Raw genomic sequence first — 24,150 nt, forward strand, 5'->3', positions numbered from 1 at the left:
CTACGAGAGCAGCGTAAAAGCAATCATACCAACAACCGCACCCGTGGTGCCGAGGATGGTTTCCATCATGGTCCAGGTCTTCAGGGTTTGCCCTTCGGTTGCACCAGTGAACTTACCAAACAACCAGAAACCAGCGTCGTTAACGTGGCTCACAACAATAGAACCACCCGCGATACAAATCGACAAAGCAGCCATTTGCGCGCCGTTATAGTTCAGTTGTTCAATAACCGGCATCACAAGACCAACGGCGGTCAGGCAAGCAACGGTTGCGGAGCCCTGAATAATGCGAACCGCAGCAGCCAGCACAAAGCAGGTTAAAGCAATGGGCAAACCTAAACCCGTCAGTGCTTCGCCCAGTGCAGGGCCTACGCCTGAGTCCACAAGTACTTGTTTAAATACCCCGCCCGCACCGATAACCAGCAAGATAATGCCAGCCGGTTGCAGCGCGTGGCCGCAGATTTCCATGACCTTTTCTTTCGCCATTCCCTGACGATATGCCAGGCCATAAATAGCAACCAGACACGCCACCAGAATCGCGGTGAACGGATGGCCAATAAACTCAAGCCATTTGTACAGCGTGGAACCCTGTTCGACGAAACGCGCCGCGATGGTTTTCATCCCGACCAACACCAGCGGCAGCAGAATAAGCGACAAGCTGAAACCGAACGATGGCAGTTTGCCTTCGCCCAGATGCGGTTCGGTGATGTCGTCAGGAATATGCAGCTCGACGTATTTACTGATGAAGTTACCGAACAACGGCCCGGCGATAATCATACTCGGAATGGCGGCGCACAGGCCGAGCAGAATCATCCAGCCAAAGTCGGCGTGCATCTGGGAAGCCAGTAGCATGGGTGCAGGCCCTGGCAGCAGAAACGCGGCGGCTGCGGCGACGCCAGCGAACAGAGGAATAACCAATTTAACCAGGTTTGTTCCGGTGTGGCGGGCCATAGAAAACGCCACGCTAATCAGCAGAACAATGGCAACTTCGAAGAACAACGGTAGTGCGCAAATCAAGCCTGCCAGGCCAATCGCGTAATGTGCGCGACTCTTGCCGAAAGCCTTGAGCATTTTGACGGCTATCTGGTCTACGGCACCTGTTTCATGAAGAATCTTGCCAAACATCGCCCCAAGGGCGACGACGATGGCAAGAAATCCAAGTGTACCGCCCATGCCTTTTTCCATGGTTGCCGCGATTTTATCGAGCGGCATCCCGGAAAATATCCCTGCACCAATTGAAACCACCATCAAAGCAACGAAGGCATGCATACGCGCCTTCATCACTAAAAACAACAGCAGTAAAACCGAACCTACTGCTGTTAAAACAAGGGTTAATGTACTCACTGCGCACTGCCTTTATTAATCACATCAATCGTGCTGGCGACCACGCCTTCAAGGGATTGGTCGATATCCACCACCAGAACATCTGGTTCGTCAGACTTTGGTTCTTCCAGTGTTTCAAACTGAGTGACCAACATTTGAGTTTTGAAGAAGTGACCTTTACGTGCTTTCAGACGGTTTTCAATGACTTCGAAATCGCCTTTCATGTAGATGAAAGAGAGATTTGGGTTACCGTCGCGCAATTGGTCGCGATAAACCTTTTTCAGCGCGGAACACACGATCAAAGAAACTTTGTTGGTGCGTTGCATGGCGAATGCCGCGTCATTTAACGCTTGCAGCCATGGTTTACGATCTTCGTCATTTAACGGCTCACCGGAAGCCATCTTCATGATATTGCAGCGCGGATGAAGGAAGTCGCCGTCGAGGAACGCGGCTTTGAGTTGATGAGCAACTTCACTCGCGACAGCAGATTTACCGCTGCCAGAGACGCCCATCAGGACGTAGATGTGGTTTTCGTGGTTGGTAGTGCTCATAGCGTAGCTCCGACGGACGAGGTGCTGTTACGGGTAACTGTTATCGGTAACATTGTCCAGAGAGCTTCAGCAATAAGCAATAACCATTAGCTTGCAAAGTGTATAAGTGTGAACTAAATCAAAAAAACAGCGCGTAAGTATTCCGAGTTGCAGCCATGGAGCTGCAACCTGAAATCATTCTGTTATATGGAGCCGCCCGGCGACAGCGTAAAACCTAAATCGAGCATCTGCGGTGTGACCGTTTCGCCACGTATCCGCGCCAGCAAACGCTCCGCACCAATACGCCCCATACGTTCACGCGGCGTTAGTACGCTGGCAAGACGCGGTTCCATCACCTGCCCAATATCGTGGCCGTGGAAACCGGCAATCGCCATATCTTTTGGAATACTCAAGCCCTGACGCTGACATTCAAATGCCGCACCGATGGCTAAATCATCGTTAGTACAGAAGATGCTGTCGAGCTGCGGGTATTCACGCCTGGCCTGACGGAACAATTCAATACCGGTGGAATATGAGGAGGAATTTTCGACCATTACACTATATGGCACAAGCCCGGCATCGTTCATCGCCTGCTCATAGCCTTTTTTCTTAATCACAGTACGTTCATCAAGACGGGCGCCGAGATACGCTACATGGCGGTGGCCACGCGCAATAATGGCGGCAGTCATCTGGCGTGCTGCTTCGAAGTTATCAAACCCTACCGCAATATCCAGGCATGGTGAAATGCTGTCCATCAGTTCCACAACCGGAATGCCCGCCACTTCAATCATCTTTAACGTGCGTGGGGTATGACTACGTTCGGTGAGGATGAGACCGTCGATATTCCAGGAAAGCATTGATTCCAGGCGCTCTTCTTCCAGTTCCGGCTTGTAGCCGTAGTGGGCGAGCATGGTCTGATAGCCGTAAGCATCCACGACACTTTCAATCCCACGCAGCACTTCTGCAAAAACCTGGTTGGTCAGTGAAGGTAGCAACACACCGATTGCGCGGCTGGTAGAATTGGAGAGGATGTCTGGTGCGCGGTTCGGAATATAGCCAAGTTCATCAAGGGCTGCGGCAATTTTTACCTGTAACGCAGCGGAAACCTGGTCTGGATTACGCAAAAAGCGACTGACCGTCATTTTGGTTATGCCAACGCGGTCTGCAACGTCCTGTAATACCGGTCTTTTCTTTTTCATTATCTTGCTGTGCGGGTTATCAATCGACAGCGAAGTTTAGCACGGACAAAGCACAACCTTCCCAGTTTCCGAGGAAGGTTGTGACCGGTAACTATGCATTTAAATACCCAAAATCATTCGGGGTGCAGCAAGGCGGCAAGGAAATAAGTCCCCGGGAGCTTACTAAAGTAAGTGACCGGGGCGAATTTACGTAGCCAACACCGCTGCAACCTGAAGGATGACGGGTATTATACTGGTGGAAGATCGAACAGCAGGATCTCACTCGCTTCGTTGGCATGAATCGAAATCGCTTGTTCATCCCACACAGCAACCGCATCGCTGGTTTTTGCCTGAGTGCCGTTAATAGAGACATCACCTTTCACTACCTGCACCCAAATGCGGCGATCTGCCGGGATCTGGTAGACAGATTGTTCGTCTTTCGCCAAAGCCCAACGCGAGAGTTCCATATCCTGGTTCACTTTCAGAGAACCGTCACGCGCATCCGGCGACAGTACCAGTTGGCGGCCCTGCGGTGCATCAAAACGGCGCTGATCGTAACGCGGCGTGATGCCTGTTTTTTCTGGAATGATCCAGATTTGATACAGACGCAGGCGCTCGGTTTTGCTTGGGTTGTACTCGGAGTGAGTAATACCGGTACCGGCGCTCATAATCTGGAATTCACCCGCTGGAACCTTTTCTTCGTTACCCATGCTGTCGCGGTGCGCTACGGCCCCTTCAAGCACGTAAGTCAGGATTTCCATGTCTTTGTGCGGATGGGTACCGAACCCTTCGCCCGCTTCCACTACGTCTTCGTTAATCACACGTAATGCCGAGAAACCCATGAAATTGGCATCGTAATAGTTAGCGAATGAGAAGGTGTGCCAGCTATCCAACCAACCATGATTCGCATGACCACGTTCTTCAGCTTTTCTTAAAAAGATCATTTTGTTTCTCCGCAATTCGTTTGATGGACTAAGTGTGGACTCGAATCGGAAATGATCATAGAGGGTGAAAATTGACGCCTCTGTTCAAAAAATGTGAACGAGTCAGAGACGCCAGATTTCAGGTTAGGCGAGGGTCACTGTAGAGGGGGAAGCCTGTTCGAAACCGCGTTCGAGGATCTCAAGGTTGGTCAGTGCTTCAATTTCTCTGACGTAATTTGGCTTGCCGTTAAGAATGGTTTCGTACAGCGCGTCGTATACGCGCCCATAGTCACCCGCTTCCGGCTTCAGCTCTTCGCGCACGGTTTCACCCGCGTCGTTTACGTACTCAAGCACACCGACGCTGCTGTCTGCCGCAAAACCCTGCTCGCCCGGCATAATGTACGCTTTAAGGCTGGTTTCTTGCTGGTCGATGCCGTACTTAATGAATGAGCCTTTGGTGCCGTGAACCAGGAATTTCGGGTAATCGATTTTCACCAGATGGCTGGTTTTGACGATGGCTTTCATATCGCCATAGAACAGCTGCGCTTCAAAGGTATCGTCCGGGTTGGCTTTATTACGCACGCTACGAATATCGTAGGCGACGTGGTCCGGGCGGCCAAACAGCGAGATGATTTGGTCCATGGTATGCACGCCGAGGCCATAAAACGCGCCATCTGCCGGCAGCCCAGGTTTGGTTTCCGCAACCGGGCGATACATATCAAAGTGGCTTTCAATCTCGACAATTTCGCCCAGTTTTCCGCTTTCGATGGCTTTTTTCATCGTCAGGAAGCAGGAGTCAAAACGGCGGTTCTGGTATGGCGTGACGGTCAGCCCTTTGGCTTTCGCCAGTTCAAATAACTCTTTGGCTTCGGCAAGCGTTGGGGTGAACGGCTTTTCCACCAGCACATTTTTGCCTGCTTCAAGTGCGCGTTTCGCGTAATCAAAGTGGCTGTCAGCGTGGGTGCAAACCACCACCAGTTTGACCTGCGGGTCATTCAGCACTTCGTCTAAATCGCTGGTGAAATGAATGTGGCTATATTCCTGTTGCTGCTCGATATCCGGCTTTTCATTGCGGCGGAAGATATGCGCAACGTGGAATTTATCCTTGCGAACCAGTACGTAAGGGAGGTGGTAACGCGTGGTGCTTTTGCCAAAACCTATAAAAGCGCAGTGTAGGGTCATTGCTTCGTCCTTTTTGACTTTGAATTGCAATTACCATACTTGAGACGAAGGCGGATGTCGCGGCGCTAAGCCGTCCACGGATCGATAGTTGTTTGCCCAAATTAGTTGGAGTTGTAGCAAGGCGGCAAGGGAACGAATCCCGATGAGCTTACTTATGTAAGTGATTCGGGTGAGTGAGTGCAGCCAACACAGCTACAGCTTCAAATAAGCAGGGCAAAAAAAAGCCAGCAGAGCTGGCTAAAGTAATACTGGAAGCAATGTGAGCAATGTCGTGCTTTCAGGATGTCTCCGTAGGGGTCTCCCCTGAACGCATGGCAATAATAATCATTATCATTCGCACTTGTCTACTTTTTTTTAGAAATAATTGGCAGTTGACGAAAATTAAAAAGTCAATAATGTTGAAGGGGTTACCTAACCAATTGAGGAGAAAAGGAATGAGCGAAATCGAGATACGTCATGCTGAAATCGGTGATGCGGAAGCTCTGCATCAACTTTACTCTCAACCGACGCCGCAACGCGACACGCTACATCTTCCTCATTCTCCGCAAGCGCAGTGGCTAGAACGGTTGAAGGAACCAAAACCAGGCAGCCGTAATCTGGTCGCCTGTATTGATGGAAAAGTGATTGGTCAACTGACGCTTGCGGTAGAACCCTCACCACGCCGCAGCCACGTCGCAACCTTCGGCATAGGCGTGGACAGCAATTTTCATGGCCGAGGTGTCGCCAGCGCACTTATGTCAGCGATGACCGACCTGTGTGATAACTGGCTGCGCATCGATCGTATTGAGCTGACGGTGTTTGTTGATAACGCACCTGCATTGGCGGTTTACCGTAAATTTGGCTTTGAAATTGAAGGCACAGGGAAGAACTACGCGCTGCGTGACGGGCAGTATGTGGATGCGTATTTTATGGCGCGATGTAAGCCAAATTGAAACGCCCTCGCCCTTTCCGTTTCTGGAAAGGGCGAGAACGGATTAATAACCCGCAGTCAAATCATCAACCGAACGCGGGTCAGAAGCGCCATATAGCGAGCCATCTGGCCCAACCATAATACTTTGCGTGCTTCCCATCGCCTCTTTCACCTGAACATTCTGCCCTTTCTCTTTCAGCAGTTTGATGGTGTCCGGGCTAAAGCCTTTTTCGACGCGTAACTCATCTGGCAGCCACTGATGATGGAACCGCGGCGCGTTGGTCGCTTCGGCGACGTTCATCCCATAATCGATGGTATTCATCACCATCTGAAGCACAGTGGTGATGATTCGGCTACCGCCAGGGCTACCGGTTACCAGCCAGGTTTTGCCATCTTTCACCACAATAGTTGGCGACATTGAAGACAAAGGGCGTTTATGCGGGCCTACGGCATTGGCATCACCACCGACCAGCCCATAAACGTTTGGCACGCCTGGTTTAGCTGAGAAATCATCCATTTGGTTATTCATCAGGATGCCGGTATTACCCGCCACAATGCCGGTACCAAATACAGTATTGAGCGTATAGGTCACTGCCACGGCGTTGCCATCTTTATCCACCACAGAGAAATGGGTGGTCTGGTTACTTTCATACGGTGCGAGTTTACCGGGTTTGATTTCGCTCGACGGGCGCGCTTTGTTGATGTCTATCTGCTCCGCCAGTGATTTGGCGTAGGTTTTGTTAGTCAGCGCTTGCCACGGCACTTTCACAAAATCCGGATCACCGAGGTATTCCGAGCGATCCGCATAAGCATATTTTTCAGCTTCTGCGGTAAGTTGCATCGCATCGGCGCTGCCAAAACCGTATTTAGAGAGGTCGAAGTTTTCCAGAATATTGAGGATTTCAACGATGTGAATGCCACCAGACGACGGTGGAGGCATAGAGAAAATCTCGTAGCCGCGATAGGTACCGCTTATCGGCGCACGTTCGACAGCTTTGTAATTCGCAAGATCAGCCTTGCTAATTAACCCACCATTTTTTGCCATTTCGTCAGCAATCTGGTCGGCGATAACGCCTTTATAGAATGCGTCCGGCCCATTCTCAGCAATCATCTCAAGGCTTTTAGCGAGATTGGTCTGTACCAGTTTGTCGCCCTTTTGCAGCGGTTCGCCATCAGCTTTCCAGAAAATAGCCTTGCTGTTTGGGTGATTCGGGAGCACTTCCGCGCCATAGACTTTCAGGTCTTCCGCCAGCGCATCATTCACTGTGAAACCGTCTTGCGCCAGTTTGATAGCGGGCTGGATAACTTTGTTTAGCGGCAAAGTACCGTACTTTTCCAGAGCCATGGAGAAGCCTGCCACAGTGCCTGGCGTGCCTGAAGCCAGATGAGAAGTAAGGGATTTTTTGCTGTCAGCATTGCCCTGCGCATCGAGGAACATATCGCGCGTGGCTTTTTCCGGAGCCATTTCACGGAAATCAATGGCGGTGGTTTTACCGTCTTTGGTGCGCAGCATCATAAAGCCACCGCCACCGATATTACCCGCTTGCGGGTGTGTTACCGCCAGCGCAAAGCCCACGGCAACGGCGGCATCAACCGCGTTCCCACCTTGTTTAAGAATATCGACGCCCACTTGGGTGGCGAGGGAATCTTGCGAGGCAACCATGCCATTTTCAGCACGCACAGCATGATGCACATCGGCTTCAACCCCATAGGATACCGGAGGCGGCGCGGCGCTGGCAGTCAGGCAGAGTCCAATCATTAGCGCGGGAATGGTTACCCAGCGCAGCATTTCAGAACGAAAAGTTTTCCACTGCTTCATCGTTATTTTCTCCATGCTTATCAGGGGCAATCCCCCGTTAAGCCTGGTCTAAAAATCCTAAATAACCATCGGGTTGGTGGAAAACGATTAAACTTAGTAGATCCCCCAAATGGAGGAAGTGACGATGAAAAAAATACTCATACTGGCGGCTTTGCTGCCATTGACCTGTTTGGCACAGCCAATTAATACCCTGAATAATCCAAACCAACCGGATTACCAGATCCCAAGTCAGCAACGGATGCAGCAACAGATGCAAACGCAGCAGATACAGCAAAAAGGGATGTTGAATCAGCAGTTACAAACGCAGACACGCATCCAGCAACAGCATCTGGAAGGGCAGATAAACAATAATTCGCAGCAGGACGTCTTTAAGGTGAAAAAAACGCTGCCCAATGAAATGGAAGTAGGAACGCAGCAGGTACTGCCAAATACCAATGGCGGGATGCTAAGTGGCAGCGGAAGTAGCAGCCAGGATCATATGCTGCAACCAAAAACCAATGGCAGCATGCTCAATCAAAACAGCAACTCGACTTCACTACAGCCGAATATCCCGCTGAAAACAATTGGGCCGTAAAGGAGATGGTGGGTGACGCTCGCGCTACCCACCTTACAATGCCGAAACTACAGGTCGGATAAGCTTGCGTCATCCGACATTGGTCAGCCATTTAGTCCGTAAAGTCCGCACCAATCTGGTCGATACGGTCAGTACAAATGGTATCGACTCCCCAGCGCAGCAGCGTTGCTGCGCGCTCGGGAACATTCACGGTATAAACCAGAATATGTAATCCAGCCGCTTTCAGTTGCTGTACGCGAGATTTATCAAGCAGTTTATGGTTCAGGTGAATGGAAACGCAGTCAAGTCGGGTGGTCAGCTCCCGCCAGTCATTACGCCACTCATCAAGTAACAACCCACGTGGAAGCTCAGGCACGGCATTTTGTGCCGCCTCCAGCGCTTCGATAGAAAACGAAGAGAGCAATGGATCGGTTTGCCCAAACCATAACTCCCGTGCCGCCAGTGCGATGACTTTCCCGGTTTCTCTATCGGTACCCGTGGTCGGTTTAATTTCGATATTTGCCATCATGCCGTGTTGTTTACAACGCGCAGCAACCTGCGAAAGAAGAGGTAATGGCTCGCCTTTGAATTCGCCGCTAAACCAACTTCCCACATCAACACTCAGCAACTTATCCCACGGCAAATCGCCCGCGACTCCCCAACCATTGCTGGTGCGCTCAAGCGTGTCGTCATGCAGCAAGAAGATTTGCCCGTCTTTTGATAGTTTGGCGTCAAACTCAATCATGGTGTGGCCGTAGCGCGCACCGATATCAATAGCCGCCAGCGTATTTTCCGGTGCCAATTTTCCGCCACCACGATGGGCCGCGACTTTTGGGTATGGCCAGTTACTCATAAACGTTGTCCATTTTCTTTATCAAAGAAATGTAGATTATTTTCAGGCAGATACAGCCATAGAGTACTGCCGGGTTGCGGGCGTTCCTGATGCGACAGGCGCACCACCATTTTTTGCTCGCCCCAACGCCCGTGCACTAAATTATCTGCCCCCAGCATCTCCAGCGTGTCCACCACAAATGGCACGCCGCCTGCGGTTTGTGAGCTTAGCGCAATATGTTCCGGGCGGATACCCAGGGTAACAGCGCGGCCTCGTTGCAGATTTGCCGCGTTTCCCAGTGGCAACGCCATGCCGCCTGCCAGTTCAAAACGCGTGCCGTCGGCGCTGATATTTCCTTCCAGCAGGTTCATAGCAGGCGAACCAATAAAGCTCGCCACAAAACGGCTTGCCGGGCGCTCGTAGACTTCGACTGGCGTGCCGATTTGCTCTGCAACACCTTTGTTCATCACCATCACGCGCTGCGCAAGGGTCATCGCTTCAACCTGGTCGTGCGTGACGTACAAACTGGTGGTCTGCAGGCGGCGGTGTAACTGTTGTAGTTCCAGGCGCATCTGCACACGCAGCTTGGCATCAAGGTTTGAGAGCGGTTCATCAAACAGAAAAACCGCCGGGTCACGCACGATTGCACGGCCCATCGCCACGCGCTGGCGCTGCCCGCCAGAAAGCTCACGCGGACGGCGTTTGAGCAAACCATCGAGTTCGAGAATTCGCGCCGCTTCCACCACTTTCTGCTGGATATGCGCTTTACCCATACCGCGAATTTTCAGGCCCCAGGCCATGTTTTCTTCCACACTCATATGTGGATAAAGCGCGTAGTTCTGGAACACCATCGCGATGCCGCGTTCTTTCGGCTCCATTTCGGTGACGCGCTGGCGATCAATCCAGATATCACCACTGGTGACGCGCTCAAGCCCGGCAACCATACGTAACAACGTCGATTTTCCGCAGCCCGACGGCCCCACCATCACGATAAATTCACCGTCTGCGACATCCAGCGTCAGTGGCTGAATCACCTGGGTTTTGTTGTCCCAACTTTTGGATACTGCCTGTAATTTCAGTCCTGCCATGGGTTATTTCTCACTATCCACTAAGCCACGCACAAACGCGCGTTGCATTACTAAAACGATGATTACCGGGGGAATAAGGGTCAGCAGCATCGCCGCCATTACCTGGTTCCACTGCGTAGAGCCTTCGCCAGACGACATCATCCCTTTGATACCCGCGACAGCCGTACCGAGGTTAACGTCGCTGATAATCAACAGCGGCCACAGATACTGATTCCAGCCGTAGATAAAGGTGATGACGAACAGCGCCGCCAGATTGGTTTTTGAGAGCGGCAAGACGATGTCGCGGAAGAAACGCATCGGCGTTGCACCATCGATGCGTGCCGCTTCCATTAACTCGTCGGGCAGCGTCATAAAGAACTGGCGGAACAGAAACGTGGCGGTCGCTGAAGCCATTAGTGGCAGCGTCAGGCCGGTGTAGCTATCGAGCATTTTAAGATTTGCGATGACTTCAACGGTTGGAAAAATACGCACTTCAACTGGCAGCATCAGGGTGATAAAGATCATCCAGAAGAACAGGTTACGCAGCGGAAAGCGGAACCAGACAATGGCAAAAGCGGAGAGCATCGACACCGTGATTTTGCCGATGGTAATCACCATCGCCATCACAAGGCTGTTTAGCAGCATCAGACCGAACGGCGCACTGTTAGCACCAACACCATGCGTCCAGATATAGGACATATTTTCCAGCAGATGCGTGCCCGGAATCAGCGTCATCGGCGTCTGAAATACGGCCTGGTTATCCAGTGTTGCCGCGACAAACGCCACATACATCGGGAACAGAATGACGATGATGCCAAGTATCAGCATGGTATGGCTGAAAATAGTCAGCCCACGACGATTCTCAATCATTGGTAACGCACCTTACGTTCCACGAAGCGGAACTGAATGACGGTCAGTATGATCACCAGGAACATCAGCACGACCGATTGTGCCGCCGAAGCGGAAAGATCGAGTCCGGCAAAACCTTCACGGTAAATTTTGTAGATTAGCGTGGTGGTTGCCTGCACTGGGCCACCGCCTGTTGCAGCGTCGATAACCGGGAAGGTATCGAAAAAGGCATATACCAGGTTCACGACCAGCAGGAAGAAACTGACCGGGGCAATCAGCGGCAGCGACAGCTTAAAGAAACGTCGTACCGGCCCTGCGCCATCAATCGATGCAGCCTCTACTAGCGAGCGAGGGATAGATTGCAATGCCGCAAAGAAGAACAGGAAGTTGTAGCTGATTTGCTTCCACACCGAGGCAAACACCACGAGGAACATCGCCTGGCCGCTGTTTTGCGCGTGGTTCCAGTGGTAGCCAAACCCTTCCAGCACATGCGTTAACAGGCCGCGCCCTGGGTTAAACAGGAAGATCCACAGTACGGCAGCAATCGCTGGCGCTACCGCATACGGTAGCAGCATTAGCGTTTGGTAGATCCGGCTGCCGCGAATGACATAATCCGTGAGTGCCGCGAAAAAGAGCGACACCAGCAGGCCACTGCCAGCAACTAAGCCACTGAAAATCAATGTGGTGTAGAAAGAGTCGAGATAGTAATTGTCGTGGAAAAGCTGTTTGAAGTTATCCAGCCCGACAAACGTGCTCGAAAGCCCAAACGGATCGACATTCAGGAGGGAGTACCACAACGCTTCGCCCGCAGGCCAAATGAAAAAGATAATGGTGATAACCAGTTGCGGCAGGACAAGGGCATACGGCAGCCAGCCTGAACGGAACACCGGACGAGAAGATGACATAGTGTTGCTCTTATAGAGATTAATGGTGGATGTCGCATGCGCTAATCCACCCTACAACGGCTTTCGTAGGTCGGATAAGCGAAGCACCATCCGACATCAACAAAACTTAAGACTTCGTCGACTGCTCGAAACGGCGCAGCAGCTGATTTCCACGCTCAACCGCGCTATCTAACGCTTGTTGAGGGGTTTTCTTACCGGTCCACACCGATTCCAGTTCTTCATCCACGATGGTACGAATCTGTGGCATGTTGCCCAGACGCAGACCTTTGGTGAATGGCAATGGTGGCTTGTTCATCATCTGGCGCGTAGCAATATCAGCGCCTGGATTTTTCTCGTAGAAGCCTTGTTCGCGCGTCAGGTCATAAGCCGCTTTGGTAATTGGCAGATAACCTGTTTTCTGGTGCCACTCAGCGGCGATTTCTGGCTGAGCAAGGAACTGCATAAACTCGGCAACGCCTTTGTAAGTCGCAGCGTCTTTACCCTGCATAACCCACAGACTTGCCCCACCGATAATGGCGTTTTGCGGTGCGTTCGGAATGGTTGAATCGTAAGGCATCATGCCCACGCCGTAGTTGAATTTGGCGTAATGGCGGATATCAGCAAGCGAACCGGAAGAGGCGGTTGTGATGGCGCAATCACCGTTGTAGAACTTTTCGGTGGATTCGTCTTTGCGGCCAAAGTAGCTGAAATCACCTTTCTTATTCAGCTCTTCCAGCAGAGCGATGTGTTTCACTTGCTCTGGTTTATTGAATTCCAGAACTGCGTCAGTACCGTCAAAACCGTTGTTTTTGGTCGCAACCGGCAAGCCGTTCCACGCGCTGAAGTTTTCAATTTGAATCCAGCCCTGCCAGCCGCTGGCGTAACCACACTTCATACCCGCCGCTTTCAGCTTCGCGGTGTATTCAGCCAGGTCCTGCCAGGTTTTTGGCGGCTGGTCCGGGTTCAGGCCGGCTTTCTTAAAAGCATCTTTGTTGTAATACAGCACTGGGGTGGAGCTGTTGAAAGGCTGGGAAAGCAGATGCCCGGTTTTCGCATCGGTGTAGTAACCAGAAACCGTCGGCACAAATTGGGATTCGTCGAACTTAATGCCCGCATCGTTAAACACTTCATACACCGGCTTGATAGCTTTCGAGGCCATCATGGTCGCGGTGCCGACTTCGTAAACCTGCAAAATGGCTGGCGCATTGCCCGAACGGAAAGCCGCAATCCCTGCCGCCAGGTTTTGTTCGTAGTTACCTTTATAAACCGGAACAATTTTGTAGTCAGGATGCGTCTGGTTAAAACGTTGAGCCAGTGAGTCAACCTCTTTGCCCAACTCACCTTCCATTGAATGCCAGAATGGAATGGAGGTGGCGGCGATAGCGCTGCTGCTAAATACGCATCCTAGCGCCAGGCAAATTGCTGTGTATCGTAACGATGCAGTCATGTCTTATCTCTCTTGTTATGTGGCTAACAGCGCGAAAATACGCGTTTTTGTTCGCATCAAAACATGACATGCGCGAATGACAGAAAAATAACCGGGAGGTGACAGGATCGTGACGATGGGATGACGAAATAAAGACAAGGCGGCACAATCGCACCGCCAGGTGGTTAATGCTTAAAGTGATTTTCCCGATCGTTTAAGCGGCGTTTATCTTCACGGCGCTGTTTCTCACGCTCGATATCAGATTGGTTGCCAGCGGCATTTGGGCACTCAGCCGAAGGGAATGTCGCACACAGCGCTTTGTGCTGCTCTTGCGCTTGTACTGCGGCGGAAGGGGATTTTTCTTGCCAGATAGTGGGGTCAGCAGGATTAAACGTATGGTCCTTTTCTGCTGACTGGGCATGCCCTATAAAGAGCAGTGCTATAAGCATCAGGTATTTCATTATGATCTCCTTATCATTATCCATTTTGCGCAAACGGCTATAAAAAAACCGCTGAAGTAAAATACCACAGCGGTTTTTAATATGTATGAAATGTGACCAGCTCAGCGTCGTATAAGCATTTTTTAGCCGCCGAGGTAGGCGCTACGCACTGCTTCGTTAGCCAGTAATGCGTCACCTGTATCTTCAAGTACCACGTGGCCGTTTTCCAGCACGTAGCCACGGTCAGCAAGCTTCAACGCCTGGTTGGCGTTCTGCTCGACCAGGAAGATGGTCATGCCTTCGCTGCGCAATTTTTCGATGGTGTCGAAAATCTGCTGGATGATGATTGGCGCAAGACCGAGCGACGGTTCATCTAACAGCAACAGGCGCGGTTGGCTCATTAATGCACGGCCAATCGCCAGCATTTGTTGCTCACCGCCGGACATCGTACCCGCACGCTGAATACGGCGCTCCAGCAGGCGCGGGAACAGTTCGTAAACGCGTTGGATACGTTCATGATACTGGTCGCGTTCCGCAAAGAAGCCACCCATAGCCAGGTTTTCTTCTACCGTCATACGGGAAAACACGCGGCGACCTTCCGGCACAATCGCTACTGCTTCACGCATGATGCGTGCGGTATGCCAGTCGGTGATGTCTTTACCATCAAAGGTAATCTTGCCGCTTGAAGCGCGCGGGTCACCACAAAGTGTTCCCAATAGCGTCGTTTTACCGGCACCGTTAGCGCCAATCAGAGTGACGATTTCGCCCTGCTTGATGTGCAGACTGACCTCATGAAGCGCCTGGATTTTTCCGTAGTGGGCACTCACATGGTCAAATGACAACATGATATTTTCCATATTAAGCCTCACCCAAATATGCGCGGATTACGTCAGGGTTGTTACGGATTTGCTCCGGCGTGCCGTTCGCAAGCGGCGTCCCCTGGTTTACCACGTAAATCCTGTCAGAAATGCCCATCACCAGTTTCATATCATGCTCGATTAACAGCACGGTGGTGTTGTGATGGTTACGTAACTCCATGATTAACTCATCGAGCTCATGCGTTTCTTTCGGGTTAAGGCCAGCTGCGGGTTCATCAAGCATCAGAATTTCTGGCTGAGTCACCATGCAGCGTGCAATCTCAAGACGGCGCTGATCGCCATACGCCAGGTTGCTCGCCTGGCGGTTAGCCTGCTCAAGCAGACCAATACGATCAAGCCAGGTTGCAGCGCGGTCCAGCGCTTCGCTTTGTGAACGGCGAAAAGCTGGCGTTTTCAAAAGACCTGAGAACACACCGGTTTTCAGTTGCATATGCTGAGCAACCAGCAAGTTTTCAATCACGGTCATTTCGCGGAACAGACGCACGTGCTGGAAAGTACGCACCACGCCCATACGTGCAATTTGCTGACCCGGCAGCCCTTCAAGATGCTGATCACGCAACAGAATCGTACCGCCTGATGGCTTGTAGAAGCCGGTCAGGCAGTTAAACACCGTGGTTTTACCGGCACCGTTAGGGCCGATTAACGAAACAATTTCTTGTGGATGCAGTTCCAGAGAAACATTGTTTACGGCGAGCAGGCCGCCAAAACGCATCATCAAGCCGTTTACGGATAACAATGGCTGACTCATGCCTGCTCTCCTTTCACTTGTTCCACTTGCTCTTTTTTAAGCTTCAATTGCGGACGTGACATCGGCAGCAAGCCTTGTGGACGCCAGATCATCATCAGCACCATCAAGCCACCAAGCACCAACATGCTGTATTCGTTCAGATCACGCATCAATTCACGCGATACCACCAGCAGCACGGCGGCGAGGATAACGGCAAATTGCGAGCCCATACCGCCCAGCACGACAATCGCCAGCACGAATGCCGATTCGGCAAAAGTGAAGGACTCCGGGCTAACAAAGCCCTGGCGGGCAGCGAACAGCGTACCGGCAAAGCCTGCAAACGCGGCGCTAATAGTGAATGCGGTCAGCTTGATACGAGTTGGGTTCAGACCCAGTGAGCGGCATGCGATTTCATCTTCACGCAACGCTTCCCACGCACGGCCCAGCGGCATCCGCAGCAGTCGGTTAATCACAAACAGCGACAATACAACCAGCAACAGCGCAACCAGATACAGGAAGATAATCCTGTCACCGGGGTTGTATGCGACGTTAAAGAAGTTGCTGAACGTGTCCCACCCGCCTTCACGCGCGCTACGGCTGAATTCCAGACCGAACAGCGTTGGTTTTGGGATCTGGCTGATGCCGTTCGGACCACCGGTAATTTCGGTGTTGTTGAGCAGCAAAATACGGACGATTTCACCAAAGCCGAGCGTCACAATCGCGAGGTAGTCGCCGCGTAAACGCAACACCGGGAAGCCAAGCAGGAAACCTGCCGCCGCAGACACCAGGCCCGCAATTGGCAAGCATGTCCAGAAGCCTAAACCGTAGTAGTGGTTGAGCAGCGCAAAGGTATAAGCGCCGATGGCATAAAAACCGCCGTAACCCAGCACCAGCAAGCCAGACAAACCGACAACCACGTTCAGGCCAAGGCCGAGAATGATATAAATCATGGTGAGCGTGGCGATATCCACCGTACCGCGTGACACCACAAACGGCCACGCAACCGCAAGCACCAACAGTGCCGCCAGGAACAGTTTCTGTTTCGGTGTAGAACCATCTAACGCAGGCAGCACAAACTTCGGCCCGGAGACTTTTTTCATGCCTTTCTGGAATGCAGGGCGCAGCAACTGGAAGACGAAGACAATCGCCGTACCAATCAACACCCATTCCCAGCGCACTGTTTCCGCGCTGTGGACTACAAGCTTAGTACCATCGAGACTCAGCTGAACGCCCATAAAGACGCCCGCCAGCACGAAAAATATGGCTGCCGAAAGCAGCGCCAAAACAACATGCATCGGCTTCATACTTTTTCTACCTCCGGGCGACCCAGGATACCGGTAGGCATAACCAGCAGTACCACGATGAGCAGCGCAAAGGAGACAACATCTTTATATTCAGTGCTCAGATACGCGGAGGTCAGCGCTTCTGCAACACCTAAAATCAGGCCACCAATCATCGCACCAGGGATACTGCCGATACCGCCAAGTACCGCTGCGGTGAAGGCTTTCATCCCGGCCATAAAGCCGATGTAGGGGTTGATAACGCCGTAGAACTGGCCGAGCAGTACACCTGCAACCGCAGCCATGGCTGCACCAATCACGAAGGTCAGGGAGATAACGCGGTCGGTGTTAATTCCGAGCAGGCTCGCCATTTTCAAATCTTCTGCACACGCGCGGCACGCACGGCCCATGCGGGAGTAGCGAATAAACAGCGTCAGCGCGAGCATCGCAAGGAACGTCACCACCCAAATCACCAACTGCATGGTGGTAATGGTTGCGGTGAAGTTGTCGCTGGCACCGACGACCCACTGGCCGTTAAACAGGCTTGGCAGCGCAATATCACGTGAACCTTCGGTCAGGCTGACGTAGTTTTGCAGGAAGATAGACATCCCGATAGCAGAGATCAGTGCAATCAGACGCTTAGAGTTACGCACCGGTTTGTAGGCAACGCGCTCGATGCTCCAACCGTAGGCACTGGCGATGACAATGGCACCAATAAAACCTGCACCAACCAGCATCCAGCCCACGTCAATGCCCATCATCATCAGCGCTGCGATGATCATAAACGAGACGTAGCTGCCGATCATATATACCTCGCCATGGGCGAAGTTGATCATGCCGATAATGCCGTAAACCATGGTGTAACCGATGGCTATCAACGCGTAAGTACTGCCCAGCGTGACGCCGTTAAACATCTGTTGCAGGAAGTAGAGGAACTGCTCGGACATACAATAACCTTATTTATTCCTCCCCAACGCATAGCCGCCGGGGAGGTGGGATGACCCAGATTTGCCGATCTATTTAGCTACGGAAGACGAACCGTCGGCATGCCACTGGAAGACACCAAAATCAAATCCCTTCAGATCGCCTTTCTCATCCCAGTTCAGCGGCCCAATCACGGTTTTCGCACCGTTTGCTTTCAAATCTTTGATTAAATCAGCAGGTTCTTCACTGCCGGTACGCTCAAGTGCTGTAGCCAGAGATTGCACTGCTGCGTAAGTAATCCATACATACGGACCACTTGGATCTTTCTTCTCAGCTTTCAGCTCATCAACGATAGCTTTGTTCGCTGGGTCCTGGTCATAGCGTTTTGGCATAGTCACTAACATGCCTTCGCCCGCCGCACCTGCGATGTTAGACAGTGATGCGTTACCCACACCCTCTGGACCCATAAACTGAGTTTTCAGGCCAACAGCACGTGCCTGACGCAGAATCTGACCCATTTCCGGGTAGTAACCACCGTAGTATACGAAGTCGATGTTCTCTTTTTGCAGACGCGCAACCAGCGTGGAGAAGTCTTTATCGCCCGCGGTGATACCGTCGAAGAAGACGATGTTCGCGCCGCCTTTCTTCAAGCCATCCTGTACAGAACGCGCCAGGCCTTCGCCATATTGCTGTTTGTCATGAATGACCGCGATGCGCTTCGGTTTTACAGTGTCGAGAATGTATTTAGACGCCGTTGGGCCCTGGGAAGAATCCAGGCCCGCGGTACGCATAATCATTTTGTAACCACGAGCAGTCAGTTCTGGGTTAGTTGCACCAGGGGTTATCATCAGGATGCCTTCGTCTTCGTAGATATCAGACGCAGGCTGAGTGGAAGAGGAGCAAAGGTGGCCAATAACATAACGCACACCGTCGTTAACGATTTTGTTGGCAACCGCTACTGCTTGTTTCGGGTCACAAGCATCGTCATATTCAACCGCGACAAGTTTGTCGCCTTTGATGCCGCCTTTAGCGTTGATGTCTTTAATTGCCTGGCGCGCGCCGTTAAATTCCATGTCGCCCCACTGCGCAACCGGGCCAGACATTGCACCAACAACCGCAACTTTGATGTCTGCTGCGGTTGCCGCGTGAGACACCGCCAGCGCAATAACCCCAGCGAGTAATGTCTTCGCGTTCATTTTCATAGATCCAATTCCTGTTCGTGATTATGTGGTTTTATAGTGACCAAAAAACGTACTGCGTGTTTTTTAGGCTTTAACCATTTTTATGAGTGCCTTTAAGGGGTTAGCGCTAAAATTTACAATTTTTAAAGCTAAACTCTCTATTTTTCAGGCTATTAAGCAAAGATATTATTCTGTATTTACTCATAGTTAAACAAAAAAAAGCAGCTTTTTCAGCATAAAATAGCGATACAAAGAGCGGAATAAATCACTAGGTTTTAGGGTTTTATACTGACCATATTTCAATCTACCGCTTATCGAACTGGCATACGTTTGCCGCAAAAATTAATCGTCTGGTATATGACAGATAAAAGATAAAGCGTCTGGCGCAAATAAATTGGTTACACTCGGGGTTTTCCCGCTTTTTGGTTAGCTCGCTTATGAAACTCACCATCATTCGTCTGTTTGAGTGTAGTGCTCAGGATGAGATCGATCTTGCTAAGATCTGGCCGGAATACTCCAGCGCTTCGCTTGCTTTGACTGATACTCACAGAATTTATGCTGCAAAATTTAATGATCGGCTGCTCGGTGCGGTTCGCGTTACGCTCGTGGGCAATGAAGCCGCGCTGGATTCGCTACGAGTACGCGAAATCACCCGTCGCCGTGGCGTTGGGCAGTATCTGGTCGAAGAAGTGATTCGTGATAACCCGGAAATCAGCGGATGGTGGATGAGCGATGCAGGCGTAGAAGACCGTGATGTGATGACGGCGTTTATGCAGGCGGTAGGTTTTGCGGAGCAAAGTGGTGGCTGGAAGAAGTGATAACTGTTTGGTTATCACTTCACATATTTATCGAAGCATTTCGCGTTGCAGGAAGGCGGCAAGTTGTGAAATCCCCGGGAGCTTACTCCAGTAAGTGACCGGGGTTGAACAACGCAGCCAACGCATCTGCGGCGCGAAAGGTGCCCGATAAATTATTTGGCGTCGGTAGCAGTACCGTTGGCATGCCACCTAAACACGCCGAACTCAAAGCCTTTCAGGTCGCCTTTCTGATCCCAGCTCAATGGCCCCATTACGGTTTCCACAGTTGCACCTTTCAGATAGGTAGCGATTTCAGCTGGATCTTCTGACTTGTTCAGGCCAGCCGCCAGCGATTGCAGTGCTGCGTATGTGGTCCATACGAATGCGCCACTTGGATCTTGTTTCTTCGCTTTGATGGCATCCACAACCGGTTTGTTCGCAGGAACCTGGTCGTAGTTCTTCGGCTTAGTCACTAACAGGCCTTCAGCAGACTCACCAGCAATGTTAGACAATGAAACGTTCGCTACACCTTCTGGACCCATGAACTGAGTTTTCAGGCCTGCTGCACGAGACTGACGCAGGATCTGTCCCATTTCCGGGTGGTAACCACCGTAGTAAACGAAGTCGATGTTCTCTTTCTTCAGGCGTGCCACCAGCGTGGAGAAGTCTTTCTCGCCTGCGGTGATACCGTCAAAGAACACCACGTTAGCGCCGCCTTTTTTCAGGTTGTCCTGAACGGATCGCGCCAGGCCTTCGCCATACTGTTGTTTGTCATGAATGACCGCGATATTTTTCGGTTTCACATGATCAAGGATGTATTTCGCAGCCGTTGGGCCCTGATCGGAGTCCAGGCCTGTGGTACGCATAGTTAATTTGTACCCACGGGAAGTCAGCTCAGGAGCCGTTGCCGCTGGGGTGATCATCAGAACACCTTCGTCTTCGTAGATATCAGACGCTGGCTGAGTGGAAGAAGAACACAAGTGGCCGATTACATATTTGATGCCATCGTTAACCACTTTGTTGGCGACAGCCACGGCTTGTTTCGGGTCACAAGCATCGTCATATTTGGTGATAACCAGCTTGTCGCCTTTGATGCCGCCTTTGGCATTAATGTCAGCAACCGCTTGTTCTGCGCCGGTAAATTCCTGGTCGCCATACTGTGCAACCGGGCCAGACATCGCCCCAACGACCGCCACTTTGATGTCCTTAGCAAATGCTGCGTTGCTCATCGCAAGTGCAATACAACCAGCCAATAACGCTTTGCCCTTCATTTTCATCCTGAGATCCCCATTTTTGTTGTGATTGGTATTTACCCATCATCCTTCAAGCTGCAGGGGTGTTGGCTGCACTCACTTACCCGAATCACTTACCTTAGTAAGCTCATCGGGATAAGCTCCCTGGCCGCCTACCTGCAACTCGAATGCTAATGGGTAATTGTTGTGTTGTTTTGGCACGATTTTATTTTTGATTTACGAATACCGCGCGTGCCTTCACCGCATTCAGAGTTAAAAACATACCCGAATTTATGGTTTTTGGAATAACAATTTTTTCACAATAGGGAAGGAAAGTGACGGGCATAAAAAAACCGCCCCGGAAGGCGGTTTTTTATCTGACGGAATAACTTACGCTTCGATGGCCATGCGCAGTTTTTTCATTGCGTTCTTTTCAAGCTGGCGCACACGCTCAGCGGAAACGCCGTAGCGATCGGCCAGTTCTTGCAATGTGCTCTTGTTTTCTTCGTCGAGCCAACGGGCACGGATAATATCCTGACTACGTTCGTCCAGGCCTAACATGGCGTCGCTGAGTTTATCAGCCGCGTGCGATTCCCAGTTGTCGTCTTCAATGCCATCAGCAAAGTTAGAAGACTTATCCTGCAAGAACAGCACAGGAGCCATTGGCGCGCTGTCTGAATCGTCGTCGTTGCCCATATCGAACGTCATGTCCTGCGCCGCCATGCGAGATTCCATCTCACGGACATCTTTGCTGGAAACACCCAGCTCATTGGCGACCATTTCCACTTCGTCCTGGTTGAACCAACCCAGACGTTGTTTAGTTTTACGCAGGTTAAAGAACAACTTACGTTGTGCTTTAGTGGTTGCCACTTTCACAATACGCCAGTTACGCAGAACGTATTCGTGAATTTCAGCTTTGATCCAGTGCACGGCGAACGACACCAGACGGACACCCACTTCAGGGTTAAAACGGCGCACAGCCTTCATCAGGCCGATGTTGCCTTCCTGGATCAAGTCAGCCTGCGGCAAACCATAGCCCGAGTAATTACGAGCGATATGAACAACAAAGCGCAGGTGAGACAGGATCAGCCTTTTCGCTGCTTCCAGATCGCCCTGGTAATGCAGCTTTTCAGCCAGCTCCTTCTCTTCCTCAGCCGTTAACATCGGCCAGGAATTAGCGGCCCGGATATAAGATTCCAGGTTACCAACAGGGGCTAAAGCTAAATTTTGCATTTCTTTGGTCATTCAAACCCTCTCTTAAGACTAACGTACAGGTTGCTACACCATGCTGCACCTGACCACACGTCAAGCGCCAAACCGTACCATCCACAGTAAACTCAGACAGTGACGTTATCCACAAGTTCACTGTAAAGCTGTGCATATATTACACACAAAATGTGACAGAGCTATGAAACTGGGCAGGAGAAACACATACCGAGGTGGGAGCGTGTCCCCTGCTGACGGGTACTTCGTAGCAGGGAACAAGTATATCAAAAAATTTTTACTCTGGGGTAAAACGACGTAAATGTTGTACCGTTGCGATCCATGCCGCCAACCATCCACTCATGGAAGCAACCAGCAGCAACAGCAGACATTCATCGAAACCTAAGCCCGTCAAATCGAACTTTGTGCCGAAGACTTGCGCCACTTGAGTGACCGCCGACGACAAACGCCACACCAGAATTTCGGTCAAAATCAGTGACAAAAACGCACCGCTAAAGCCTAACAACGCGCCGCCATACAAGAATGGGCGCAGAATAAATCCATCCGTTGCACCAATCAGTTTTTGCACGTTGATGGTGTCGCGACGGGCAAAAATGCTCAGGCGCACGCTGTTACCAATCACCAGGAACACCGCCGCTACCATTAGCACACCAATCATCGCAGCGACCCGGCCTACAAGGCCAGTCAGCGAAGCCAGGCGTGCAAACCAGCTATCATCCATGCGCACTTCATCGACACCGTTAATGCGCGCTACGCGGTCACGCAAAGTATTCAGGTGGTCGGTGGTCTGGAAATCGAGTTTCGGGTTCACCACGGCAACGGCAGGCAGCGGGTTTTCTTCCAGCATATCCAGTGCGCCGCCAAAACCCGACCAGTTGCGGAACTCGCCCAGCGCTTCGTCACGCGAAAGATAGTTAACTTTATCGACGCCCTCTTCCGCCTGAATAGCGCCAACCACTTGCTGCGCAGCGTTGTCATCCAGCGCTTTATCGAGGTAAACGGTGATTTGCGGCGAAGGATAATACTGCGTAGCGGCCTGGTTCACGTTCTTGTAAACCATGTAGCACACGCTCGGCAGCGTCAGGGAGATGGCGATAACCATCACCGTCAAAAACGTGGCTATAGGCTTGCTGCGTAAGTCTTGTAGCGCCCCCTGCCAGGCGTAGCGGAACTGTTCGTTCACGCCACCTTTGAGGGATTTGCTTTTCGATTGAGGCCCTTTACCGCGTTTTTTCACCGAGCGGCCTAAATCTCCTAACTTATTCAGCGAGTTGATTTTATCCAGCTTGTTGCTGAAACGCTTTATGTGATTGAGCGCGCTGCGTTTATTCACCTGCCAGGCCTCCATGCAAATGGCCGTCACTTAACGTCAACATGCGATAATTACGGCGGGATATCAGGCTCATGTCGTGCGTTGCCATCAGAACCGTTACGCCCACACGGTTAAACTCTTCGAACAGACGCAAAATCCCTTCCGAGAGCGCATCGTCGAGGTTACCGGTTGGTTCATCCGCCAGCAAAACGGCGGGCTTATTCACTACCGCGCGGGCAATACCCACGCGCTGTTGTTCACCACCAGAGAGTTGGATCGGAAGGTTTTTCGCTTTATCGAGCAGGCCGACTTTATCCAGTGCCGCACTAACGCGACGGCGAATATCTTCGCCACTGGCACCCGCGATGATCAGCGGGATTGCCACGTTGTCATATACGGTTCTGTCCATCAACAGATGGTGATCCTGGAAGATCATCCCAATCTGGCGACGCAGGAACGGCACTTCGCGGCTCTTGAGGCGGCTAATATCATGGCCGCCAAAAGCAATCTTCCCGGCACTTGGCCGCTCGATACCGCAGATAAGCTTGAGCAGGGTACTTTTCCCCGCGCCTGAGTGGCCGGTCAGGAAAGCCATCTCGCCAGGTTGCATATGGAAAGTCACTCCCTGCAACGCTTGTCTCCCACCGAGATAGGCCTTACTAACGTGTTCAAAGCGAATCAT

The 24,150-nt window shown here is 51.5% G+C and carries 24 protein-coding genes; 3 read left to right on the forward strand and 21 right to left on the reverse strand.

Features of this window, described 5'->3' with window-relative positions; all coding sequences use genetic code 11:
• From gntU to LVQ76_RS12970, 5 genes are all read right to left on the reverse strand, one after another.
• The gene (gntU, locus tag LVQ76_RS12950; protein WP_232921802.1) at positions 1 to 1,341 is read right to left on the reverse strand and encodes a gluconate transporter; all 1,341 of its coding nucleotides are present in this window, start codon (positions 1,339 to 1,341) and stop codon (positions 1 to 3) included.
• Positions 1,338 to 1,871, reverse strand: coding sequence for a gluconokinase (gntK, locus tag LVQ76_RS12955; protein ID WP_232921803.1), 534 nt, complete (start codon positions 1,869 to 1,871; stop codon positions 1,338 to 1,340). Before gntK ends, gntU begins: the two co-directional genes overlap by 4 nt.
• A gap of 182 nt (positions 1,872 to 2,053) precedes the next feature.
• Positions 2,054 to 3,049 (reverse strand): gluconate operon transcriptional repressor GntR, encoded by a 996-nt coding sequence (gene gntR / locus LVQ76_RS12960; protein ID WP_232863891.1) that lies wholly within the window; start codon positions 3,047 to 3,049, stop codon positions 2,054 to 2,056.
• Between the two features lie 227 nt (positions 3,050 to 3,276).
• Positions 3,277 to 3,972 carry a pirin family protein gene (locus LVQ76_RS12965; protein WP_232863892.1) on the reverse strand — a complete coding sequence of 232 codons (696 nt, stop codon included), beginning with the start codon at positions 3,970 to 3,972 and terminating at the stop codon, positions 3,277 to 3,279.
• Between the two features lie 123 nt (positions 3,973 to 4,095).
• Complete coding sequence (locus tag LVQ76_RS12970) at positions 4,096 to 5,133, reverse strand: oxidoreductase (protein ID WP_232921804.1); 1,038 nt, start codon at positions 5,131 to 5,133, stop codon at positions 4,096 to 4,098.
• Positions 5,134 to 5,567: 434 nt separating this feature from the next.
• Between LVQ76_RS12970 and yhhY the strand changes: the two genes are divergently transcribed.
• On the forward strand, positions 5,568 to 6,065 hold the full coding sequence (gene yhhY / locus LVQ76_RS12975) for an N-acetyltransferase (RefSeq protein WP_232863894.1): 498 nt from the start codon (positions 5,568 to 5,570) through the stop codon (positions 6,063 to 6,065).
• A gap of 42 nt (positions 6,066 to 6,107) precedes the next feature.
• On the opposite strand, the gene ggt is transcribed toward yhhY, so the two are convergent.
• Positions 6,108 to 7,862 (reverse strand): gamma-glutamyltransferase, encoded by a 1,755-nt coding sequence (ggt, locus tag LVQ76_RS12980; protein WP_232863895.1) that lies wholly within the window; start codon positions 7,860 to 7,862, stop codon positions 6,108 to 6,110.
• A 124-nt stretch (positions 7,863 to 7,986) separates the two neighbouring features.
• On the opposite strand from ggt, the gene LVQ76_RS12985 reads away from it, so the two are divergent.
• Positions 7,987 to 8,436 (forward strand): DUF2756 family protein, encoded by a 450-nt coding sequence (locus LVQ76_RS12985; RefSeq protein ID WP_151993792.1) that lies wholly within the window; start codon positions 7,987 to 7,989, stop codon positions 8,434 to 8,436.
• Positions 8,437 to 8,527: 91 nt separating this feature from the next.
• On the opposite strand, the gene ugpQ is transcribed toward LVQ76_RS12985, so the two are convergent.
• The 11 genes from ugpQ to livK form a co-directional block, all read right to left on the reverse strand.
• A complete protein-coding gene (gene ugpQ, locus LVQ76_RS12990) occupies positions 8,528 to 9,268 on the reverse strand; it encodes a glycerophosphodiester phosphodiesterase (RefSeq protein WP_232921805.1) in 741 nt (246 codons plus the stop codon).
• Positions 9,265 to 10,335, reverse strand: coding sequence for a sn-glycerol-3-phosphate import ATP-binding protein UgpC (locus LVQ76_RS12995; protein ID WP_232904923.1), 1,071 nt, complete (start codon positions 10,333 to 10,335; stop codon positions 9,265 to 9,267). The genes ugpQ and LVQ76_RS12995 overlap by 4 nt, the downstream gene beginning before the upstream one ends.
• Before the next feature lie 3 nt (positions 10,336 to 10,338).
• Positions 10,339 to 11,184, reverse strand: coding sequence for a sn-glycerol-3-phosphate ABC transporter permease UgpE (ugpE, locus tag LVQ76_RS13000; protein ID WP_232921806.1), 846 nt, complete (start codon positions 11,182 to 11,184; stop codon positions 10,339 to 10,341).
• Entirely contained in the window at positions 11,181 to 12,068 is an 888-nt protein-coding gene (ugpA, locus tag LVQ76_RS13005) for a sn-glycerol-3-phosphate ABC transporter permease UgpA (protein WP_232921807.1), read from the reverse strand. Before ugpA ends, ugpE begins: the two co-directional genes overlap by 4 nt.
• A 106-nt stretch (positions 12,069 to 12,174) precedes the next feature.
• On the reverse strand, positions 12,175 to 13,494 hold the full coding sequence (ugpB, locus tag LVQ76_RS13010) for a sn-glycerol-3-phosphate ABC transporter substrate-binding protein UgpB (protein WP_232921808.1): 1,320 nt from the start codon (positions 13,492 to 13,494) through the stop codon (positions 12,175 to 12,177).
• Between the two features lie 164 nt (positions 13,495 to 13,658).
• The gene (locus LVQ76_RS13015; RefSeq protein WP_232904929.1) at positions 13,659 to 13,934 is read right to left on the reverse strand and encodes a hypothetical protein; all 276 of its coding nucleotides are present in this window, start codon (positions 13,932 to 13,934) and stop codon (positions 13,659 to 13,661) included.
• Between the two features lie 122 nt (positions 13,935 to 14,056).
• The gene (gene livF / locus LVQ76_RS13020) at positions 14,057 to 14,770 is read right to left on the reverse strand and encodes a high-affinity branched-chain amino acid ABC transporter ATP-binding protein LivF (protein WP_034460504.1); all 714 of its coding nucleotides are present in this window, start codon (positions 14,768 to 14,770) and stop codon (positions 14,057 to 14,059) included.
• Position 14,771: 1 nt separating this feature from the next.
• Positions 14,772 to 15,539 (reverse strand): high-affinity branched-chain amino acid ABC transporter ATP-binding protein LivG, encoded by a 768-nt coding sequence (livG, locus tag LVQ76_RS13025; protein WP_034460506.1) that lies wholly within the window; start codon positions 15,537 to 15,539, stop codon positions 14,772 to 14,774.
• Positions 15,536 to 16,822, reverse strand: coding sequence for a high-affinity branched-chain amino acid ABC transporter permease LivM (locus LVQ76_RS13030; protein WP_034499526.1), 1,287 nt, complete (start codon positions 16,820 to 16,822; stop codon positions 15,536 to 15,538). Before LVQ76_RS13030 ends, livG begins: the two co-directional genes overlap by 4 nt.
• The gene (gene livH, locus LVQ76_RS13035; RefSeq protein ID WP_064514637.1) at positions 16,819 to 17,745 is read right to left on the reverse strand and encodes a high-affinity branched-chain amino acid ABC transporter permease LivH; all 927 of its coding nucleotides are present in this window, start codon (positions 17,743 to 17,745) and stop codon (positions 16,819 to 16,821) included. Before livH ends, LVQ76_RS13030 begins: the two co-directional genes overlap by 4 nt.
• 69 nt (positions 17,746 to 17,814) lie before the next feature.
• Positions 17,815 to 18,924, reverse strand: coding sequence for a high-affinity branched-chain amino acid ABC transporter substrate-binding protein LivK (livK, locus tag LVQ76_RS13040; protein ID WP_232863900.1), 1,110 nt, complete (start codon positions 18,922 to 18,924; stop codon positions 17,815 to 17,817).
• Between the two features lie 416 nt (positions 18,925 to 19,340).
• Here livK and panM point away from each other — a divergent pair, with 416 nt between their 5' ends.
• The gene (panM, locus tag LVQ76_RS13045; RefSeq protein ID WP_232921809.1) at positions 19,341 to 19,721 is read left to right on the forward strand and encodes an aspartate 1-decarboxylase autocleavage activator PanM; all 381 of its coding nucleotides are present in this window, start codon (positions 19,341 to 19,343) and stop codon (positions 19,719 to 19,721) included.
• 152 nt (positions 19,722 to 19,873) lie between these two features.
• Here the strand turns inward: panM and LVQ76_RS13050 are convergent, their stop codons facing one another.
• From LVQ76_RS13050 to ftsE, 4 genes are all read right to left on the reverse strand, one after another.
• Entirely contained in the window at positions 19,874 to 20,977 is a 1,104-nt protein-coding gene (locus LVQ76_RS13050) for a branched-chain amino acid ABC transporter substrate-binding protein (RefSeq protein WP_232921810.1), read from the reverse strand.
• A gap of 345 nt (positions 20,978 to 21,322) precedes the next feature.
• Positions 21,323 to 22,177 carry an RNA polymerase sigma factor RpoH gene (gene rpoH, locus LVQ76_RS13055; protein ID WP_034460519.1) on the reverse strand — a complete coding sequence of 285 codons (855 nt, stop codon included), beginning with the start codon at positions 22,175 to 22,177 and terminating at the stop codon, positions 21,323 to 21,325.
• A 256-nt stretch (positions 22,178 to 22,433) separates the two neighbouring features.
• Positions 22,434 to 23,489, reverse strand: coding sequence for a permease-like cell division protein FtsX (gene ftsX, locus LVQ76_RS13060; RefSeq protein WP_120066129.1), 1,056 nt, complete (start codon positions 23,487 to 23,489; stop codon positions 22,434 to 22,436).
• Positions 23,482 to 24,150 carry a cell division ATP-binding protein FtsE gene (ftsE, locus tag LVQ76_RS13065; RefSeq protein ID WP_154151018.1) on the reverse strand — a complete coding sequence of 223 codons (669 nt, stop codon included), beginning with the start codon at positions 24,148 to 24,150 and terminating at the stop codon, positions 23,482 to 23,484. The genes ftsX and ftsE overlap by 8 nt, the downstream gene beginning before the upstream one ends.

It is taken from the genome of Buttiauxella cochleicola (genome assembly GCF_021283185.1).
Lineage (GTDB): Bacteria > Pseudomonadota > Gammaproteobacteria > Enterobacterales > Enterobacteriaceae > Buttiauxella > Buttiauxella massiliensis.

Bases quoted from the DNA above. Each gene is read 5' to 3' on its own strand.
- gntK (WP_232921803.1), bottom strand. From the start codon at position 1,871: ATGAGCACTACCAACCACGAAAACCACATCTACGTCCTGATGGGCGTC.
- gntR (WP_232863891.1), bottom strand. From the start codon at position 3,049: ATGAAAAAGAAAAGACCGGTATTACAGGACGTTGCAGACCGCGTTGGC.
- LVQ76_RS12965 (WP_232863892.1), bottom strand. From the start codon at position 3,972: ATGATCTTTTTAAGAAAAGCTGAAGAACGTGGTCATGCGAATCATGGT.
- LVQ76_RS12970 (WP_232921804.1), bottom strand. From the start codon at position 5,133: ATGACCCTACACTGCGCTTTTATAGGTTTTGGCAAAAGCACCACGCGT.
- yhhY (WP_232863894.1), top strand. From the start codon at position 5,568: ATGAGCGAAATCGAGATACGTCATGCTGAAATCGGTGATGCGGAAGCT.
- ggt (WP_232863895.1), bottom strand. From the start codon at position 7,862: ATGAAGCAGTGGAAAACTTTTCGTTCTGAAATGCTGCGCTGGGTAACC.
- LVQ76_RS12985 (WP_151993792.1), top strand. From the start codon at position 7,987: ATGAAAAAAATACTCATACTGGCGGCTTTGCTGCCATTGACCTGTTTG.
- ugpQ (WP_232921805.1), bottom strand. From the start codon at position 9,268: ATGAGTAACTGGCCATACCCAAAAGTCGCGGCCCATCGTGGTGGCGGA.
- LVQ76_RS12995 (WP_232904923.1), bottom strand. From the start codon at position 10,335: ATGGCAGGACTGAAATTACAGGCAGTATCCAAAAGTTGGGACAACAAA.
- ugpE (WP_232921806.1), bottom strand. From the start codon at position 11,184: ATGATTGAGAATCGTCGTGGGCTGACTATTTTCAGCCATACCATGCTG.
- ugpA (WP_232921807.1), bottom strand. From the start codon at position 12,068: ATGTCATCTTCTCGTCCGGTGTTCCGTTCAGGCTGGCTGCCGTATGCC.
- ugpB (WP_232921808.1), bottom strand. From the start codon at position 13,494: ATGACTGCATCGTTACGATACACAGCAATTTGCCTGGCGCTAGGATGC.
- LVQ76_RS13015 (WP_232904929.1), bottom strand. From the start codon at position 13,934: ATGAAATACCTGATGCTTATAGCACTGCTCTTTATAGGGCATGCCCAG.
- livF (WP_034460504.1), bottom strand. From the start codon at position 14,770: ATGGAAAATATCATGTTGTCATTTGACCATGTGAGTGCCCACTACGGA.
- livG (WP_034460506.1), bottom strand. From the start codon at position 15,539: ATGAGTCAGCCATTGTTATCCGTAAACGGCTTGATGATGCGTTTTGGC.
- LVQ76_RS13030 (WP_034499526.1), bottom strand. From the start codon at position 16,822: ATGAAGCCGATGCATGTTGTTTTGGCGCTGCTTTCGGCAGCCATATTT.
- livH (WP_064514637.1), bottom strand. From the start codon at position 17,745: ATGTCCGAGCAGTTCCTCTACTTCCTGCAACAGATGTTTAACGGCGTC.
- livK (WP_232863900.1), bottom strand. From the start codon at position 18,924: ATGAAAATGAACGCGAAGACATTACTCGCTGGGGTTATTGCGCTGGCG.
- panM (WP_232921809.1), top strand. From the start codon at position 19,341: ATGAAACTCACCATCATTCGTCTGTTTGAGTGTAGTGCTCAGGATGAG.
- LVQ76_RS13050 (WP_232921810.1), bottom strand. From the start codon at position 20,977: ATGAAAATGAAGGGCAAAGCGTTATTGGCTGGTTGTATTGCACTTGCG.
- rpoH (WP_034460519.1), bottom strand. From the start codon at position 22,177: ATGACCAAAGAAATGCAAAATTTAGCTTTAGCCCCTGTTGGTAACCTG.
- ftsE (WP_154151018.1), bottom strand. From the start codon at position 24,150: ATGATTCGCTTTGAACACGTTAGTAAGGCCTATCTCGGTGGGAGACAA.